This window comes from Paenibacillus sp. p3-SID1389 (assembly GCF_025151705.1).
In the GTDB taxonomy this organism is placed as follows: domain Bacteria; phylum Bacillota; class Bacilli; order Paenibacillales; family Paenibacillaceae; genus Fontibacillus; species Fontibacillus phoenicis.
This window is the reverse complement of record NZ_JALXVO010000070.1, coordinates 1-18,845: the sequence shown is the minus strand read 5'-3', so window position 1 is coordinate 18,845 and position 18,845 is coordinate 1. Positions and strand designations below refer to the sequence as shown.

Below are 18,845 nucleotides of genomic sequence, written 5' to 3'. Positions count from 1 at the left end.
ATGGAATTCTCTAAAGCGTACATATGTCGCCTTAGGAATAAAGCATCTTCAGGCATATTTGAATGAGTGCACCGTCCGCCGCCATCTGCGTATGTCCGGTTCCGAGGAAGAAATGCACCAGAACATGCTGCAGATGTGCATATCCATTCCAGCTATCCCTTACCGCGAGTTGATCAACCATCACCAGAATCAGTCCATTGCGATTGCGGCTGCTGCTTAATCGAAGTGCTAGAACGGTCGGGAAATGGCAGGATGAGGTGCTATAGCTTGGGGTTATTGGAGTGTATGTAATCAGGTAGGTGGGTGGTTTGTTTCACAATGGGTGCCATTTGTACTCAATCAGCCTAAACAAGGCTCCCTTCTTTTCTCAAACAATTCGTTATCTCTGAACTCGTTCCAAGACGGCTTTTATCCATACCCTTCGGCTTGATCGTGATATCCTTACCAATCAATTTTTTGCAACTTTTCTTATAGGCCCGTATCGATTAGCCTTTTTCGCAGACAATTTTACTTCCCCACTGTGCTTGGGTTTCGGTTCCTGTTGCTATTTCTGTTTCTACTTCCGTTTCACTTTCTGTTTCTGTTGCTATTTCTGCTTCTACTTCTGTTTCACTTTCTGTTTCTGTTGCTATTTCTGCTTCTACTTCTGTTTCACTTTCTGTTTCTGTTGCCCTATTTCTGTTCACTTTTCTGTTTCTGATTCTGTTGCACTTTCACAACAACCTGATGCAACGGGATAATCCTCAAAAGAGGCGGGCGGAGATACTATGTTGCCGGAAGGAGACACTATGTTGCCGAGGAGAGGCCGTACCGAAATGCGGGTAAAAGCTAAAAAGCCCCCGTCTCCCCATAGGAGACGAGGGCTTGCCTGACAAATTTGATTTGCTTAGTCTGGTACGATGGCCACGATGATCGACAAGATGAAGAAGCCAACCGCCAATCCAACCGTGACTCGTTCGAGAACGAGCTCCATGCCGCGAGCTTTCGTTTTTCCGAAAAGATGTTCAGCACCCCCGGAGATGGCTCCGGAAAGACCCGCGCTCTTCCCTTTCTGCAGCAACACAACTGCGATCAAGCCGATCGAGAAAATAACGAGCAATACCTTAAGCAAAATATCCATTCAATCCACCTCCTAAGTGAGAAACATCTTTCATCTATTCCATAACTTTGATGTTTACGATACAAAAACAGCATTATTATTGTACCACAGCGTTCCCGAAATAACAACCGTTTCGTGCGTACAACCCCGTCCAACCATACACAAAGTCCCCTGTTTCTTACGAGCAGGGGACTTGCGTTAGTTAGGCCGTGATCTGAACGGCCGCCCTTCTTAACGATGAGCTTTCAGGTTGTAGAAGGATTTCAAGCCGTTGTATTGAGCGAGATCGGCCAATTGATCTTCGATGCGAAGCAATTGGTTGTATTTCGCGATACGGTCCGTACGGGACGGAGCACCGGTTTTGATTTGGCCAGCGTTCGTTGCCACAGCGATATCGGCGATCGTGCTGTCTTCGGATTCGCCGGAACGGTGGGATACTACCGCAGTGTAGCCAGCACGTTTTGCCATTTCGATTGCGTCGAACGTTTCGGTCAACGTACCGATTTGGTTTACTTTGATCAGGATCGAGTTACCGATGCCTTCTTTGATGCCTTTATACAAACGTTCGGTGTTGGTTACGAACAGGTCGTCACCCACGAGTTGGATTTTGCTGCCCAGTTTCTCAGTGAGCAGTTTCCAACCTTCCCAATCGTCCTCAGCGCAGCCGTCTTCGATCGTGATGATCGGATATTTTTCAACCCAAGAAGCGAGCAAGTCCACAAACTCAGCGGAGGTAAAGGATTTGCCTTCGCCTTCCAGATGGTATTTCCCGTCTTTGTAGAACTCGGTGGAAGCAACGTCCATACCCAGGAATACGTCTTTACCCGGTGTATAGCCAGCTTTCGTAATAGCTTCCATGATCGAGGACAATGCGTCTTCGTTGGAAGAGAAGTTTGGTGCAAAGCCACCTTCGTCGCCTACTGCCGTGTTCAGGCCTTTCGCTTTCAGAACGGATTTCAGGTTGTGGAAGATTTCAGCACCTGTGCGGAGCGCTTCTCTGAAGGAAGGAGCGCCTACCGGCAGGATCATGAATTCTTGTACGTCTACGTTGTTGTCAGCATGCGCGCCGCCGTTAACGATGTTCATCATCGGAACCGGAAGCTGCTTCGCGTTAAATCCGCCCAGGTAAGCGTACAACGGCAGATCCAATGCATCCGCTGCTGCGCGAGCAACTGCCATCGAAACGGCCAGGATCGCGTTAGCGCCCAGTTTGCCTTTGTTTGGCGTGCCGTCCAGCTCGATCATCAATTTGTCGATACCGACTTGGTCCAGCGCGTCCATGCCAATCACTTCAGGAGCGATGATTTCGTTAACGTTCTTCACGGCGTTCAGTACGCCTTTGCCCAGGTAACGAGTTTTGTCGTCATCGCGAAGCTCTACAGCTTCATGCGCACCCGTGGATGCGCCGGAAGGAACGATGGCGCGGCCCATAGCACCGGATTCAAGATAAACTTCAACTTCAACCGTTGGGTTCCCGCGGGAATCCAGGACTTCGCGAGCGTATACGTCAGAAATAATCGTCATGGTTACAGTCTCCTTTTTAAGTAGTTATTCCATTCAAATGGTAATCTATGTTCTTACGCCTTGCGGCTGGCAATCATCGATTGACCGGTCATTTCCGGAGGCTTCGGCAAGCCCATCAGGTCGAGCAGCGTCGGAGCTACGTCGGCGAGAATGCCTTTATCGCGAAGCACCACGTTCTCGTCGGTTACGATAAACGGTACCGGGTTCGTGGTATGCGCTGTATACGGACGACCTTCATCGTCGATTTCCATATCCGCGTTCCCGTGGTCGGCAATAATGACAACCACTCCGCCTTTGGCTTGAACGGCGTCTACGACTTTGCCTACGCACTCGTCCGTCACTTCAACCGCTTTGATCGTTGGCTCCATTTTACCGGAGTGGCCGACCATGTCCGGGTTTGCGAAGTTCAGAATGATCGCGTCGTGTTCATCGGATTCGATTTCCTTCACGCAAGCTTCAGCGACTTCGTAAGCGCTCATTTCCGGTTTCAAGTCGTAAGTTGCGACTTTCGGGGAGTTGATGAGCACGCGCTTTTCGCCTGGAAGCTCAACATCGCGTCCGCCGCTGAAGAAGAATGTCACGTGCGGGTATTTTTCCGTTTCGGCGATCCGCAGTTGTTTCTTCCCGTGTTGAGCTAACACTTCACCAAACGTATTGTCGAGATCCTTCGGCTTGTACGCAACGTACCCGTTCACCGTTTCTGCAAACAACGTCAAGCAGACGAAATGCAGATCTTTCGGGAATTTAGGGCCGCGATCGAAGCCTTGGAAGTCTTTATTCGTGAATACGTTGGACAGCTGAATCGCACGGTCTGGACGGAAGTTCAAGAACACGACGGAATCGCCGCTCTCAACTTGTGCGATTGGCTCGCCTTTGTCGTCCACGATTACGGTTGGCATCACGAATTCGTCATAGACCGATTTCTCGTACGATTCCGTGACTGCTTTAATCGGGTCGGTATATTTGGGACCTTCCGCATAAACCATGGCCCGGTACGATTTCTCGACGCGGTCCCAACGTTTGTCGCGGTCCATCGCATAGTAACGGCCTTGGACGGTGGCAATCTTGCCCACGCCAAGCTCGTTCATCTTAGCGATTAATTGCTCAAGGAAGCCTTTCGCGCTGTCCGGAGCTACATCGCGTCCGTCCAGGAATGCATGCACATAAATTTCATGCATATCTTCCTTCTTCGCCAGTTCGAGCATCGCAAACATATGATCGATGTGGCTGTGAACACCGCCGTCGGACAGAAGGCCGTACAGATGCAGCTTTTTACCCTTCGATTTCGCGCTACGTACCGCATCCACCAGCGTCTCGTTCGTGAAGAATTCCCCTTCGCGAATCGATTTGGAGATCCGAGTCAAGTCTTGGTAAACGATCCGGCCGGCGCCGATGTTCAAGTGGCCGACTTCGGAGTTCCCCATTTGCCCTTCTGGCAAACCAACGGCTTCCCCGCTGGCCGTCAGCGTAGTGTTCGGGTATTGTTTCAAATAACGGTCATAGTTCGGCTTCTTCGCTTGGGCAACCGCGTTGCCTTCCACTTTGTCGCGAAGCCCGAACCCGTCCATGATAATCAGAGCTACTGGTCTTGGAGCCGTCATTTATTTCGCCCCCTCAACGAGCTTGATGTACGATTCTGGCTGCAGGCTGGCACCGCCGACAAGCGCACCGTCGATGTCGCTTTGGCCCATATACTCCTTCACGTTTTCTGGTTTTACGCTGCCGCCATATTGAATGCGGATTTTCGCCGCTACGTCGTCACCGTAAAGCCCCTGAACCAGGCTGCGGATGTAGGAAATTACTTCGTTCGCATCTTGTGCGGTCGAGGATTTGCCCGTACCAATTGCCCAAATTGGTTCGTACGCAATCACCACTTGCGCTGCTTGCTCTGCAGTCAGACCTTTCAAAGCCGCTTCGGTTTGAACCTTCACGACTTCTTTCGTTTGGCCAGCTTCACGCTCTTCGAGCTTCTCGCCAACGCAAGGGATCGGGGTCAAGCCATGTTTGAAGGCAGCCAGGATCTTCTTGTTGACGATTTCGTCGGTTTCGCCGAAATACGCCCGGCGCTCGGAATGGCCGATGATCACATAGTCCACGCCAAGCTCTTTCAGCATGCGACCGCTGATTTCGCCAGTGAAAGCTCCTTCGTCTTCAAAATGCATGTTTTGTGCGCCGATTTTGATCGACGTGCCTTTCGCAGCTTCTACCAAAGCCGGCAGGTTGGTGAACGGCGCGCAAATGACGCTCTCTACGCCGGCAACCTCCGCTTTCCCTTTCACGGCTTCGAAGAAGGCTTTGGCTTCGGAAACGGTTTTGAACATTTTCCAGTTTCCGGCGATAATAGGTGTTCTCACAGAGCCCACTCCTTTTATTTCATAGAGGTAGCTCAAAAAACGAACTTCATTACTTCATCCAACCTTCTGAGGTGCTGGAAGCCCGTTTTTTGAGCCTTGATCTAGCTACTTTTTCTTACTTGTCGTTCAATGCTACGACGCCAGGAAGCGCCTTGCCTTCCATGAATTCCAGGGAAGCGCCGCCGCCTGTGGAGATGTGGTCCATTTTGGAAGCCAGATTGAACTTCTCGGCTGCTGCTGCGGAATCCCCGCCGCCGATAATGGTGTAGCCTTCCGTCGTTGCGCAGGCTTCCGCCACTTCTCTTGTCCCGTTGGAGAAAATATCAATTTCGAACACGCCCATCGGTCCGTTCCATACAACCAGCTTGGAGTTCTTGATAATTTCAGCATACTTCGCGCGAGTCTTCGGCCCGATGTCCACGCCTTCCCAATCTGCAGGAATGCTGTCGATATCCACAGCTTTGTGGTTTGCGGTTGGGCTGAAGTCATCCGCTACGATGCAGTCGACAGGGAGAAGGAAGTTTTTACCCAGCTTCTTCGCTTTCTCGATGAAGCCAAGGGCAACATCGAGTTTGGTTTCATCCAGAAGCGATTTGCCGATTTCGTAACCTTGGGCTTTGAAGAAGGTATAAGCCAAACCGCCGCCAATCAACACGTTGTCCGCGATGTTCAACAGGTTGTCGATAACGTCGATTTTGTCTTTTACCTTCGAACCGCCGATAATTGCGGTGAAAGGACGGTCCGGGTTCGTCAAGGCCTTACCGAGAACGGACAATTCTTTCTCCATCAGCAAGCCGGATACGGCTGGCAGATAATGAGCGATCCCTTCGGTCGAAGCGTGCGCGCGGTGTGCAGCGCCAAATGCGTCGTTGACGAACAGGTCAGCCAGCTCAGCGAATTGTTTTGCGAGTTCTGGATCGTTCTTTTCTTCGCCTGGGTAGAAACGTACGTTTTCAAGTACCAGGACGTCGCCATTGTTCATCGCATTGACTTTCGCTTTAACTGCTTCCCCAACAGCTTCATCGACTTTTGCTACTTCTTTGCCAAGCAGCTCGCTCAAGCGTTTTGCCGGCAGCGTAAGCCGCATATCTTCATTCACTTGGCCTTTCGGACGGCCCAAGTGGCTCGCAAGAATCACCTTCGCGCCTTGTTCAACCAAGTATTTGATCGTTGGCAGCGTTTCGCGAATCCGGGTGTCGTCGGTAATTTGACCATCTTGCATTGGTACATTGAAATCTACGCGAACAAACACGCGTTTGCCGGTGACTTCCACATCACGTACACTTTTCTTGTTCATCTCCACGTTCCTCCTAAACGGTATGCGCGGGTCTCTCAGACCAAAAAATGCGCGTCTACGGCTTTGTCTTGGTTCCTCTCCTAAATAAAACGCAATGAAACGAATCTCTATCTATTTATTTGGGGTGTGTGTGAATGCCGTATTACATGCAAGAACCAAAGAGGAGTCCTGAACAGGTTGCTCCTCTTTGGGATGAATCTCTAATATGGGTAACTGGATTATTTTACTTTTTTCGCGAAGTATTCCAGCGTACGAACCAATTGAGCAGTGTAGGACATTTCGTTGTCATACCAAGCTACAGTTTTCACCAGTTGTTGGTCGCCGACAGTCAATACTTTCGTTTGCGTAGCGTCGAACAGGGAACCGAAAGTCATCCCTTTGATATCCGAAGATACGATTTCGTCTTCCGTGTAACCGAAAGTTTCTGGGTCAGCAGCAGCTTTCATTGCAGCGTTAACTTCGTCAGCAGTTACTTTCGTTTTCAGAACGGATACCAGCTCAGTCAAGGAACCAGTTGGAACAGGTACGCGTTGTGCAGCGCCGTCCAATTTGCCTTGCAGTTCAGGGATAACCAGGCCGATTGCTTTTGCAGCACCAGTGGTGTTAGGAATGATGTTTTCAGCAGCTGCGCGAGCACGACGGAAGTCACCTTTCGCATGCGGAGCATCCAGCGTGTTTTGGTCGCCAGTGTAAGCGTGGATTGTTGTCATCAAGCCTTGAACGATACCGAATTTGTCATTCAGCGCTTTAGCCATTGGAGCCAAGCAGTTCGTCGTACAAGATGCACCGGAGATTACCGTTTCCGTACCGTCGAGGATTTCATGGTTTACGTTGTAAACGATGGTTTTCATGTCGCCAGTAGCTGGAGCGGAGATTACAACTTTCTTCGCGCCGCCTTTCAGGTGAAGCTCAGCTTTTTCTTTCGTTGTGAAGAAGCCTGTGCACTCCAGAACGATGTCAACGCCAAGCTCGCCCCAAGGCAATTCTTCAGGGTTGCGGTTAGCCAGAACTTTAACTTCTTTGCCGTTTACTTTGAAGAATCCATCATGTACTTCGATGTCGCCTTCGAAGCGGCCTTGAGTTGTATCATATTTCAACAAATGAGCCAACATTTTTGCATCTGTCAGGTCATTGATTGCTACGACTTCGATACCTTCAACGTTTTGAATGCGGCGGAAAGCCAGGCGTCCAATACGTCCAAAACCGTTAATCCCTACTTTTACACTCATTGATAGTTCCTCCCAGTGTTTGATTTTTTATTATTCAAGACAGGCCCGATAAAACCCGTCATGAGTAAACCTATTTATTCCCGGAGCCGTTGATCAACTCATTTACGATCTCTTGTGCCGCCGCTTCGTCGGTCACTAGGATATCCTCTTGGCCAAACCGCAATACGGCATGGATCGCTCTCGCTTTGCTCTTACCACCCGCGATGCCGATCACCGTCTCGGTTCGCATGATATCCTCGAGACGCAGGCCTAGGGTCAGCATTTTGTGCACGACGACGCCGTCTTCATTAAAGTAATATCCAAATGATTCCGCGAGCGCGCCTTCTCTTCGGATTTCTTCGACCATGCTTGGCTCCAGCTTGCGCCGGCGCGCCATCTCCATAGCGTCTCCGACCCCGTGCACTACGATACGCGCCTGACGGATCATGTCCACGATATCCTGGATATTCGGATCGTGTACCAACGACTCGTAAGCTTCCTTCCCCAACAGATCGGGGACATGCAGCAAACGATAACCCGCACCCACGCGCTTCGCCATACCGGAAGCAATCGTGTTCGCTTGGATTTCCAGGCTCTCGCCAAGACCCCCGCGTGCCGGTACGAACCAGCTCTGCTTCATCGTGACGTTAGGCGGCGGATTCAGCTGATCCGCGACTTCCGCCAGCGTAGTGCCGCCGGTTACCGCGACCACCTCATCCCCGCGCATTACACTAAGCAGCGCTTTGGCACCTGCTCGCCCCAGTTCCCGCTTCACCAGCGGGGAGGCCTCGCAATCTCCAGGTACAATTACTACTTTGCGCAGCCCATAATGCTGACGGATCGTCTCCTCCAAGTTGGAGAGGCCAAACAATTCTTTGACGACCGGCTCCAAATCCTCAAGCAATCGCCGTCCTGCGTCGCTGATTCTCATGCCTATATTCTCGATTTCTATCAGGCCCTGGGCCTTCAGGAGATCTGTTTCGGCACGCAACACACGCTCCGTCATGTCCAGCGAATTCGCCAAGGTTCTACGGCCAATGACATCAGACAACATGATCTGGTGAAGTATGGTGTACCTTTTCTTGAGAATGTCCATGAGATCAGGAAGAAGCTGCTTTTGAATCTCTAATATGTTTCGCATGCTTTCCACTCCTGCAAGCTTCGTCTTCTCTCTCCATCTCCTGGCCTTAAAATGTCCCGGGATAACTTTTTAAGTCCCACTGTTATTTTACTCAATAATCTCCTTAGTTGCAAGCCTGACGTCCGTATCATTTACTTTCTTCCGAGCAGTTATACCCCTAGGCGCAAAGAATCCCGTAAGATCCTGACATTTGGATCAGAGAGTTGTCGAAAATAGGCCTGCTGTGTCTCAGCAAAATTGCGGATGGCGGCAAAGCAGATCGGTTGTTTTCATAGAAAAAAAGACCCTCCCGCATAGGGAGAGCCTCGTCTACTTATTCCTCGTTTCTCAATTTCTCAATTGGTCAGTCGGATCGACAAAGCGCTTTTTGATTCCATCCGGAAACTCGGCAGCTCGGTTCCCCGGAGACGCAAGCGAACATCAGAGGCCTGCTCGCCGTCATTAAACAATACGACCCCAATCGAATCGTCCGTATTGCGGAACGCGACGGAACGTATCGAAGGCTGTCCCGACTCGGCAGCGATTCTTATGGCCTTCGGACGGATCACTTTGCTGAAATGGGCCAGTGCATAGTAGTCCAGCGTATACTCGAGCTCGCGGGTCTGCTGGTTCACTGTCACGATCCCGCGGCAGGTGCTGCGGCCAAAGCCTGGTACAGTCGGACCATTTTGCTCATCCAAAGCCATATTCCAGAGCACCAATGATTGGCTGTGATTTCGCAATATCTCGATTCCCGTCCGCATGACATTGGAGAACGCCGGTTCAAACGCCGGAATCCATTCCCCGCCAGAGCCTTCGGTAAAATGAACCTCTTTGCCCGGGAAGGCCTCCTTCACTTGGCTTTGCGCCGAGGCTACCCCTCCATACCAGTGCCACGCTACTCCGTCGACCGCTTCGGCCGCTTCCTTCAGCACAGTCAGCGGATAATCCGGCCGATCCCAGTTATGGTCATACGCCAAAATCTTCGTGGACAAGCCATGCTTCACAAAAGCCGGCTTCAGATAATTTTTCACGAAATCGGTCTGCATCTCAGCCGTCATCAGCATCCCCGGATAATGTCCCGGCACATAAAGCGGTTCGTTCTGCGGCGTCACCGCATATATGGATAAACCGTGCTTGGCGTAAGACTCGATATAACGGACAAAGTAGTTCGCGTACGCTTCGTAATACTCCTTCTTCAGTTCCCCGCCGATCATTGAACCGCTGGTTTTCATCCATCCCGGTGCGCTCCAGGGGGAGCCAAACAGCTTGATGGACGGATTTAAGGCCAGCGCTTCTTTTAAGAGCGGAATGACATCGACTTCGTCGTGACGAATCGAGAACCGCTGCATTTCCGGATCGGACTCACCTTCGGGCAAATCGTTGTAGCTATAGAAGAACCGGGCATAATCCGAGGCCCCCATCGGGTTGCGCAGCACGGATAAGCCAATTCCCTCCTCCGGGTCAAACAGCATCTTCATCAAGGAAGAACGCTGCTCTTCAGGAAGCACCTGATGAATCAGATAGGCGGCCGAATCGGTAAAAGACGCTCCAAACCCATCCATCGTCTGATAGTTGACGCTTTCGTCTAATCGGACCTCGACATCCCCGGCATCGGAATCCGCCGGCCTCAGCTGTTCCTCCGTTGTACGGACGAAGAGTGATTTTTCTCCAGTGGAATAATAAATGTCAAGCTCACGCATGCTGTTTCCCTCCACTTCGATTAATGGCCACGGTTTACTGGAGGCCGAGTTTTTCTTTATTGGCTTTCATTTTCTCCGTACGGATTTGCACGATTTTATCCCAACCGTTGTCCTCAAGGAACTTCTTGTAATTGTTGAGCGTGCTCTCGAATTCTTCGTCGCTCTTGGCGCGGATCAAGCTGACCATCGTCGTGTTCCAAGTGGTGTTAATCGCCGTCAAAGAGCGAGCTTCCGGAGATCCGGCATCCGGGTTGATATTTTCAAGGACGAAGTGAGGGTACAGCTTTCCTTTGCCCCACTCTTGCATTTGCTTGATGGAATCCGGGAAAGCATCGGCGCTGAGCGCTTTGTGACGGTCATGGCCAAAGAACATGAATTCGCCCATGCGGTATTCCTTCTTGAATTTATCGGCATCCTTTTGCTGCAGCTCTTTCACTTCTGGTGTGAATTGCACCGTTCCGTCCGCATTCTTCGTGTAGGTCTCGCCTTCGATGCCGTAGTTCATCAGCATTTGGCCTTCTTCATCCAACAGGTACGTGAAAATTTGGATCGCCTTCGCCGGGTCCTTGCATTGCTTCGTGATAAAGCTGATCATCCAGCCGGTAATCCCGGATTGGTTCAGCTTTGGCGTGTTGCCCACCGTGCTTTGCGGTCCGTCGATCGCCAGGTAGGCTTGATCCGGATGAGCGGTGGCGAAGATTTGCAAGTTGCCGCCTTGCTGCGGCGTTCCGTCCAGCAATATCGTAGCGTATTTGCCGGCTTTCACTTTCTCTTCAAAAGCAGGGCCGTCATCGGCAAAGCTGTCGTCACTGATATTGCCAACTCTATGCACTTCATTTAACGTCTTGAGCCAAGTCAGATAATCCTCGTCCAAATTACGGTTGTAGAACTCGCCGTTCTCCGTTTCCAGCGGAACTCCGAGGAAGTCTTGGAACACATCCCCCAAGGAGCCCGTCCCCTCGCCAATTGAGTTAAATCCAAACGGAATCAGATCCGGGAATTGGGTTTTAATCTGCTGCATCACATTTTTGAATTCCTCAGGCGTACCGATCTTAGGCTGACCCAGCGCTTCGTACACGTCTTTGCGGATTACAAAAGCCGTCTTCGCTGGAATGTTACCGCTGTCATAATCGGCCTGCGTATTGGAGTAGTTCGGGTAACCGTACGTGTTGCCGTCCGCTTGCTTAAACCAGTTGAGCGTATCTTGCGCGGCGACTTTGTTGAAATAAGGGTCGTATTTCTCCGCCAGCTCGTTCAGCGGCAAGGCCCAGGAAGAAGCCTTCTGCACAACGGCCGAATTGGAATCGAACACAGTAATCAAGTCCGGCATGTCGCTTCCGGCAAAAAACGTATTCAGCTTGGTATCGTCGCCGGTAATAAATTTGATATCAATATTCAAATCTTCCTTGATCTTCTTCGTGACCACATCATTGCCGAAATCGGTATTCCACCAATCGGCGTTCACGTACCAGGTCAGCTGGGTTGGCTCTTCTTTCTTGTCCAGCTTCCATGCCGGCGTGTTCGGGTCCAAGGTATACCGATCTTCCAAGGATACCTCTGTTGCGGCCTTCGAACCGCCGCCGGAGCCGCCGCAGCCGGTAACGATCAGCGCAGCGGTGAGCAGTGCAGCGCATGCGGTCATCCCTTTTCTTGCAAGACTTTTGTTCAACTTAAGCATTCGTTGTACCCTCCTTTTTTTGTAAGAAGCACAGCTAGTCCAACTCGCACATCAAGCCTAGCGTTTCATGCGGATGCGTTACTCCTTCACCGCCCCCAGCATCATGCCCGAGATGAAGTATCTTTGTAACAATGGATAAATCACAACAATCGGCAAAGTCGTAATCACAATTGTTGCGAGTTGAACTCCTTTGGTTGTCGTTTCAATGACGACGGAACCCGCGATGTTCTGCATCGATTGGGTCTGGGACTGTACGATGATTTCGTACAGCTTCATTTGCAGCGGGTACAGGTATTCATCTGTGATGTACAACTTGGTTGTCATAAAGTCATTCCACTGACTTACCCCGTTGAACAAAGCGATGGTAGCCAAGGCCGGCATCGATAACGGGATAAAGATCTTCAAGAAGATTCTCCAGTCGCCGGCACCGTCAATCTTGGCCGATTCCTCCAGGGAATCCGGCACATTGCGGAAGAAATTCATCAAGATCACGACATCGTAATAACTGAACAAAGCCGGAATGATATACACCCAGAAGCTGTTCAGCAGCCCCAGGGATTTAATCAGTAAGTACGTCGGGATCATACCGCCCGAGAAGAACATCGTAATGACGCCCATCGTCACGTACAGCTTGCGGCCGCGTACATTGTTCTTGCTGAGACCGTAGCCAATCATCGCGCAGAAGAAGACGTGGGTCACAACGCCGATGACTGTCTTGAGGACGGAGATCAGGAACGACTGCCAAATCGTATCGTCCCGAAACACCGCCTGGTAGTTCTCCAGAGAAAACTCCTTAGGCCAGAAGACAAACCCTCCTTCGGCAAGAGCTCGTCCCGAACTGAAGGAAGAAACGATGACGTTCCAAAGTGGAATCACAATAATGATCGTAAATAAGATCAGGATCGCAGCATTCACCGTATCAAAGATTCTGCTGTCGAGATCCTGTTTGAGCACCTTTCGATTCATGGCTGCTGCTCCTTCCTTACAGGACAGATTGATTATCGTTGAGTTTGCTGGTCACCTTATTCGCCAGCACCAACAAAATGACCGATACAACCGAAACCCCAAGTCCGACGGCAGTCGCGTAGGAGAAGTCCCCTTGCGTCATCCCCATCCGGTATACGTAGGAGTTGATGACCTCGGCCTTTTCGCGGTTCTGAGAATTCATCAGCACCAAGGTCTGGTCCAGGTTGGAACCCAGCAGGCCGCTGATGGTCAGAATCAGGTTCAAGCTAATAATCATCCGCATGTTGGGCAGCGTGATGTTCCAAATTTGCCGGAGCCGGCTCGCCCCGTCGATCTTCGCGGCTTCATAATAAGTCGGGTCGATCTTGGCCATGATGGCGAGGTACAGGATCGTTCCCCAGCCCGCCTCTTTCCAAACATCCGACAGCACCGCGATCCACCAATACTTGCCCGGATCAAGCAGAATGTTCTGAGGCTTCGAGATCAAGCCCAAGTCCAGCAGCATCTGGTTGAACATCCCGGTGGTCGAGAACCAGGTGATGAGCATCCCGCCGAGCACGATCCAGGACAAAAAGTGCGGCAGGTACGAGATCGTCTGCACGATTTTTTTAAACCGGCCCAACCCGACCTCATAGATCATAATCGCGAGAATAATCGGGATCACAAAGCCGATGGCCAGCTTCAGGAAGCTGATCCCCAGCGTATTCACCACGGATTCCCAGAAGTATTTGTCGGTGGCGATAATTTTGAAGTTGTCCAAACCTACCCATGGAGCGGAGCTTAACGTATCGATGACCGTATAATTTTTGAAAGCGATCGTAAGTCCGTAGATGGGAATGTAGCAAAAAATAATCATAAAAATGATGCCCGGCCAGATCATCGACTGGATTTCCCACTGCCTGCCGAAATCGATAAAGAATTGCTTCATTCTTAATCCCATCGGCTTTTTGGCTGACGCAGCTGACTTCGCCATTTTGCGCTCCTCTCTTTATCCCGTATGGATAAAAACGTTTTTATTTTCGTCAACAGAACCCCTGTAGTTAACCGCTTACATTTTCCGCTGAGCTCAAGATCAGCTTCGTCTCCGCTTCTCTTAGCTTAAACGAACATGACTTGAGCCTCGCACGATCAGTTCCCCGTCCAGCTTCTGCACCTTCCCCTGCTCCTGCTTCTTAATCATGTTCACCAGATGATTGACCGCCAAGATCCCTTGTCTGGCGATCGGATTGCGAACCGTGGTCAGGGGCGGCGTAAAATACTGGGCAATATCAATATCGTCAAACCCTACGACGCTGATGTCCCTTGGAACCTCGAGGCCGTACGAACGTAACGCTTTAATACAACCAATGGCGCTCAAATCGTTGCCGGCCAGAATCGCGTCCGGCACTTTGCCCGGATGCTTATGAATAAACGCCCGAATCGCATTGTAGGTACTCTCTTCCTCAAAATACCCCTGCACAATAAAATCCTCATCAATCGGCAGCTGATGCTCCCGCAAGGCCGCGAGATATCCCTCTTTCCGCTGTACGCTGTCGTACATCGTATCAACGCCGGAAATGTAGGCGATTTTCTTATGGCCCAGGCTGATCAGGTATTTGGTCGCTTCATAAGCGGACGCATACGAATTAAAAATCACGGTCCCCATCGTTTCCTTCTGAATCACCCGATCCAGAAATACCGCCTTGATCTTGTCCTTCTCCATCATCGCGATATCTTGGTCATCGACCCGCAATTCTTCGTAGATGATCACGCCATCCACCCGGCGGCCCATGATATTGCTGATAATCGTTTGCTTATCGGCGGTAACCATGACATGCAAACCGTATCCCAGCCGCTCGCTCTCGCGCGCCATCGACTCCACCAAAATGTAAAAATAAGGTCCGGATACACTCGTCGTAAAAAAACCAAGCATATTCGTCTTCTTCGACTTGAGCTGCTTCCCGTTTAAGTTCGGTACGTAATTGAGCTGCTTGGCGACCTTCAGCACATGGGATTTGGTCTCCGGATTCAACACATCCACATCGTTGAGCGCGTTGGATACCGTAGAGATGGAAACCCCTGCTGCTTTGGCTACATCCTTAATGGTGACTTTCCCCATCCCTGATTACACCCTTGTCTATAAAAACGTTTTTATATATTCCTCAAGTTATCATAGAAACGCTTTCATGACAATCCCTATTTTATTTGGATCTACACCTTGCGTTTTGAAACAAAATGTCATATAATCTATTTTGTTCGCTAAATTTGCGCCCGTGGTCCAATGGATATGACGTAGGCCTCCGGAGCCTGAGATCGAGGTTCGATTCCTCGCGGGCGCGCCATATATTGCACATTCAAAGTCCTGTGACACAAGTCTTCTGGACTTTTTTATTACCTTGAGTTTGACTTTCTTTGACTTTCTCAAATAAATTGTTTATCATGAGATTAATCCCCATCATTTCCGTCAATTCTTAGATTGATGGAAACGATGAATCCCAAACCATTCCATTCGACGGGGCGTTCCAGTTGAACAGCCTAAATTTAAGGAGGTTTTATCGGTGAGTTATATTCCTATGGTCGTAGAACAAAGCAACCGCGGCGAACGCGCTTATGACATTTATTCCCGTCTGCTCAAAGACCGGATTATTTTCCTGGGCTCCCAGGTAAACGATGTTGTTGCCAACTCCATCATTGCCCAGATGCTGTTTCTGGACGCGGAAGATCCAACCAAGGACATCCACCTATACATTAACAGCCCTGGCGGTTCCATTACGGCCGGCATGGCGATTTATGATACGATGCAATTTATCAAGGCGGACGTCTCCACGATTTGCGTTGGGCTGGCCGCTTCGATGGGCGCCTTCCTGTTGAACGCAGGTGCGCCGGGGAAACGTTATGCGTTGCCAAACAGCGAAATCATGATCCATCAACCGCTCGGCGGAGCGGAAGGTCAAGCGACGGACATCGAGATCCGCGCCCGCCGTATCCTCAAGATGCGCGATAAACTGAACCGAATCCTCTCGGAACGCACCGGCCAACCGCTGGAACGGATCGAGAAGGACACCGACCGCGACTACTTCATGAGCGCGGCAGAAGCGAAGGAATACGGCTTGATCGACCAAGTCATCGAGAAAGTGAATCCGGCCAAAGCTTAAGGCTATACAGAAAAGGCTGCTCTTCGAACAGAAAGTGCTGTTCGAGGAGCGGCCTTTCTTGTTATATTTATCTTTAAATAACTTAACGAGAGAGTTCAAAAGGTCAGAATACAAGCTACAGGCACACACCTCGAGATAGCCCTTCTGCTCTAACGCTGATGAGAAGCGCTATGTTGGCAAAATTGGCGTGCCCGCGGCTCTAACGACGCTGAGAAGCACTATTTCGACGCAAGTGCTTATTTTCAGGCGGATATTTGGTAAATAAGCATTCTGGCAAGCGTTATACTTTCAACATCGTGATTTTGGCGGGTATAAGGTCGGTGGTAAGCGTTAGAAGGATGACTTTTTGAACGACTTTTTTAAAGGAGCGAACCGGGAGATGGAACAAAGAAAAAAATTGTATGAAGTAAGCCGTACGTTGGCGGATGTCGCCATGGGCAAAGCCAAAGCCGATTTGGTGGTTAAGGGCGGCACCTTAGTCAACGTCTATACCGGAGAGCTGCTGCCGAATACGGACGTCGCTGTGGCTGAAGGGCGAATCGCCTTCGTGGGGGACGCCGCGCACACGATCGGCGAGAACACCGTTGTGATCGATGCGGCAGGCCGCCACATCGTTCCCGGGCTCCTGGACGGGCATATGCACGTGGAGAGCACCATGCTGTCGGTGGCTGAGTTCGCCAAGGCTGCGCTTCCCAAAGGAACGACCGGTATTTTTATGGACCCGCATGAAATCGCCAACGTGTTTGGAGCGGAGGGCGTGCGCTGGATGCATGAGGAGGGCCAAGGCTTGCCGCTTAAGGTGTATACTACATTCCCTTCCTGTGTACCGGCCACCGATTATTTGGAGGATGCCGGATCGTCGCTGGACACCCGCGATATCGCCGACGGGATGACCTGGGACGGCGTCGAGGGGCTGGGCGAGGTCATGAACTTCCCCGGCGTCGTATACGGAGACCCGAAAATGCTCGGCGAAATCCAAGCCACAATGGAAGCAGGCAAAACCGTCACCGGACATTTTCCGAGTGACGACGAGCGCATGCTTCAGGCCTACCTGGCCTCGGGTGTGACTTCCTGTCATGAGACCGTAACCCGGGAGCAAGGGCTCGCCAAGCTGCGCCTCGGGATGCACCTGATGATCCGCGAGGGCTCAGCATGGCATGACGTCAAGGAAGTGATCAAGGTGGTCACCGAAGATAAGGTGAATACCTCGAACATTATGCTCGTCACCGACGATGTGTATCCGCAAACCTTGATTGAGCAAGGCCACATGAACCATGTCGTGCGCCGGGCGATTGAAGAGGGCGTCGATCCGGTTACCGCGATCCAGATGGGAACCATCAATACGGCGCGGTACTTCAAGGTCGACGGCGACGTGGGCGGCATTGCGCCGGGCAAATGCGCGGACCTGCTGCTGATCGGCGACCTGCGGCGGATGGAGCCGTCGACCGTGATCGCCGACGGCAAGGTCGCCTACGACGCCGGGCAGCTCCGCGTCCCGTTCCCGGCGTACCCGTACCCGGCGCAGGCGCGCGCTTCGGTGAAATTGGCGCGTCCGCTGACCGCCGACGATTTCCTCTACCGCAGCGCCAGCGGCAAGACGGAAACGACGATCCACGTCGTCGACGTGATCGAGAACAGCGCCCGCACGGCGAAGGGAACGGCAACCGTTCCGGTTGACGGGAAGGGAGTCGTGCGTCCGGCCGTCGAGCAGGACATCGCCACACTGGCCTGCATCGACCGCCACCGCGGTTCCGGCGAGCTGTCCCTCGCCTTCGCGCGCGGCTTTGGACTCAAGCAGGGGGCTGTAGCCTCTACCGTTGCGCATGACAGTCACAATCTCATCGTCATGGGTACGAATCCCGAGGACATGGCGTTTGCTGCGAATGAGCTGGCGAAGCTGGGCGGCGGCATGATCGCTGTCCTGGATGGCCAAGTGCTCGCCGCCGTGCCGATGGCCATCGCCGGTCTGATGTCCGACCAGCCGCTGGAAACCGTGGTAGCGCAAGTAAAGCAGCTGGAGGCCGCCTGGCAGCGGCTCGGCTGCACGCTGAACGCGCCGTTCATGACGTTTTCGCTGATCGCCTTGCCGGTCATCCCCGAGCTGCGCATCACCAATCGCGGGCTGGCCGACGTAAACGAGTTCAGGCTCGTCCCGATAGAAATTAATTAAGGAACTATATCTTTTGAAATCTGTTATTGTTGAAGTCTCCATACGATAAACCGTCAGAGTTCACTAGTCCCGCCCTGACAGCATTGAAAATTTTCTAAAAGAACAGGTGTAGTAAATTGCATAATTCTTGAAAAAGATATAAAATTAGGTGTGAAGAAAGGAGTGAGATCCGATAAAGAAAACTTTTCTCATTTTTTCAGTGTTCATATTACTGATAAGTTGTAGTTCAACTCTTAACTTTAGTGGTGAGAGTACCAATTGGAAAGGGAAGTATAACCCAACGATTAATACTAAAACAAATAGTGAGCAAGGCACTTATGAATTTCGTTTTAAAGGCAAAAAGATGAAAGATAATACTGTTGATGAGCTAGTAATAGAAAGTGAAAGTAAAAATACTAGAGTTACTGATATTTCTCTACAAAAAGGGGTAATAAGAGTGCCTGTGTCCTGCTCTGGCTGTGCAATATCAAACAAATATACTTCTATAAAAATCACAATCAAGTGGGATGATATTGAGGAAACCTTAATTTTGAAATAGCTTTAACCTATAAAAGTAACAACTCCAGTCTCTGAAAAATAAAGACTGGAGTTG

The 18,845-nt window shown here is 50.9% G+C and carries 16 protein-coding genes, 1 tRNA gene and 1 pseudogene; 5 read left to right on the top strand and 13 right to left on the bottom strand.

Annotated features, from left to right (window positions below; genetic code table 11):
* Positions 1 to 220 (top strand): annotated as a pseudogene (locus M3G15_RS19655) (hypothetical protein); the annotation flags it as partial.
* Positions 221 to 485: 265 nt separating this feature from the next.
* Here M3G15_RS19655 and M3G15_RS19650 read toward each other — a convergent pair.
* The 13 genes from M3G15_RS19650 to M3G15_RS19590 form a co-directional block, all read right to left on the bottom strand.
* On the bottom strand, positions 486 to 686 hold the full coding sequence (locus M3G15_RS19650) for a hypothetical protein (RefSeq protein WP_260071837.1): 201 nt from the start codon (positions 684 to 686) through the stop codon (positions 486 to 488).
* A 200-nt stretch (positions 687 to 886) separates the two neighbouring features.
* Positions 887 to 1,120 carry a preprotein translocase subunit SecG gene (secG, locus tag M3G15_RS19645; RefSeq protein ID WP_260071836.1) on the bottom strand — a complete coding sequence of 78 codons (234 nt, stop codon included), beginning with the start codon at positions 1,118 to 1,120 and terminating at the stop codon, positions 887 to 889.
* A gap of 210 nt (positions 1,121 to 1,330) precedes the next feature.
* Positions 1,331 to 2,623, bottom strand: a complete 1,293-nt coding sequence (gene eno / locus M3G15_RS19640; RefSeq protein WP_009224970.1) for a phosphopyruvate hydratase — start codon at positions 2,621 to 2,623, stop codon at positions 1,331 to 1,333.
* Between the two features lie 53 nt (positions 2,624 to 2,676).
* Positions 2,677 to 4,224, bottom strand: coding sequence for a 2,3-bisphosphoglycerate-independent phosphoglycerate mutase (gene gpmI, locus M3G15_RS19635; protein ID WP_009224971.1), 1,548 nt, complete (start codon positions 4,222 to 4,224; stop codon positions 2,677 to 2,679).
* Positions 4,225 to 4,977, bottom strand: a complete 753-nt coding sequence (tpiA, locus tag M3G15_RS19630; RefSeq protein WP_260071835.1) for a triose-phosphate isomerase — start codon at positions 4,975 to 4,977, stop codon at positions 4,225 to 4,227.
* A gap of 115 nt (positions 4,978 to 5,092) precedes the next feature.
* Positions 5,093 to 6,274 carry a phosphoglycerate kinase gene (locus tag M3G15_RS19625; protein WP_009224973.1) on the bottom strand — a complete coding sequence of 394 codons (1,182 nt, stop codon included), beginning with the start codon at positions 6,272 to 6,274 and terminating at the stop codon, positions 5,093 to 5,095.
* A 218-nt stretch (positions 6,275 to 6,492) separates the two neighbouring features.
* Positions 6,493 to 7,503 carry a type I glyceraldehyde-3-phosphate dehydrogenase gene (gene gap, locus M3G15_RS19620; protein ID WP_260071834.1) on the bottom strand — a complete coding sequence of 337 codons (1,011 nt, stop codon included), beginning with the start codon at positions 7,501 to 7,503 and terminating at the stop codon, positions 6,493 to 6,495.
* A gap of 70 nt (positions 7,504 to 7,573) precedes the next feature.
* A complete protein-coding gene (locus M3G15_RS19615; protein ID WP_260071833.1) occupies positions 7,574 to 8,623 on the bottom strand; it encodes a sugar-binding transcriptional regulator in 1,050 nt (349 codons plus the stop codon).
* A 335-nt stretch (positions 8,624 to 8,958) separates the two neighbouring features.
* Positions 8,959 to 10,305, bottom strand: a complete 1,347-nt coding sequence (locus M3G15_RS19610) for a glycoside hydrolase family 30 protein (RefSeq protein ID WP_036645074.1) — start codon at positions 10,303 to 10,305, stop codon at positions 8,959 to 8,961.
* A 34-nt stretch (positions 10,306 to 10,339) separates the two neighbouring features.
* On the bottom strand, positions 10,340 to 11,983 hold the full coding sequence (locus M3G15_RS19605; RefSeq protein WP_260071832.1) for a type 2 periplasmic-binding domain-containing protein: 1,644 nt from the start codon (positions 11,981 to 11,983) through the stop codon (positions 10,340 to 10,342).
* A 78-nt stretch (positions 11,984 to 12,061) separates the two neighbouring features.
* On the bottom strand, positions 12,062 to 12,949 hold the full coding sequence (locus M3G15_RS19600; RefSeq protein WP_260071831.1) for a carbohydrate ABC transporter permease: 888 nt from the start codon (positions 12,947 to 12,949) through the stop codon (positions 12,062 to 12,064).
* 16 nt (positions 12,950 to 12,965) lie between these two features.
* On the bottom strand, positions 12,966 to 13,922 hold the full coding sequence (locus tag M3G15_RS19595; protein WP_260071830.1) for an ABC transporter permease: 957 nt from the start codon (positions 13,920 to 13,922) through the stop codon (positions 12,966 to 12,968).
* Between the two features lie 120 nt (positions 13,923 to 14,042).
* Positions 14,043 to 15,047, bottom strand: coding sequence for a LacI family DNA-binding transcriptional regulator (locus M3G15_RS19590; RefSeq protein WP_009224980.1), 1,005 nt, complete (start codon positions 15,045 to 15,047; stop codon positions 14,043 to 14,045).
* Positions 15,048 to 15,195: 148 nt separating this feature from the next.
* On the opposite strand from M3G15_RS19590, the gene M3G15_RS19585 reads away from it, so the two are divergent.
* The 4 genes from M3G15_RS19585 (at position 15,196) to M3G15_RS19570 (ending at position 18,791) form a co-directional block, all read left to right on the top strand.
* A tRNA-Arg gene (locus M3G15_RS19585) sits at positions 15,196 to 15,270 on the top strand.
* Positions 15,271 to 15,486: 216 nt separating this feature from the next.
* Positions 15,487 to 16,083 carry an ATP-dependent Clp endopeptidase proteolytic subunit ClpP gene (gene clpP, locus M3G15_RS19580; RefSeq protein WP_009224981.1) on the top strand — a complete coding sequence of 199 codons (597 nt, stop codon included), beginning with the start codon at positions 15,487 to 15,489 and terminating at the stop codon, positions 16,081 to 16,083.
* A 379-nt stretch (positions 16,084 to 16,462) separates the two neighbouring features.
* Positions 16,463 to 18,253 carry an adenine deaminase gene (gene ade / locus M3G15_RS19575; RefSeq protein ID WP_260071829.1) on the top strand — a complete coding sequence of 597 codons (1,791 nt, stop codon included), beginning with the start codon at positions 16,463 to 16,465 and terminating at the stop codon, positions 18,251 to 18,253.
* A gap of 343 nt (positions 18,254 to 18,596) precedes the next feature.
* A complete protein-coding gene (locus M3G15_RS19570) occupies positions 18,597 to 18,791 on the top strand; it encodes a hypothetical protein (RefSeq protein ID WP_260071828.1) in 195 nt (64 codons plus the stop codon).
* Positions 18,792 to 18,845: the final 54 nt, after the last annotated feature.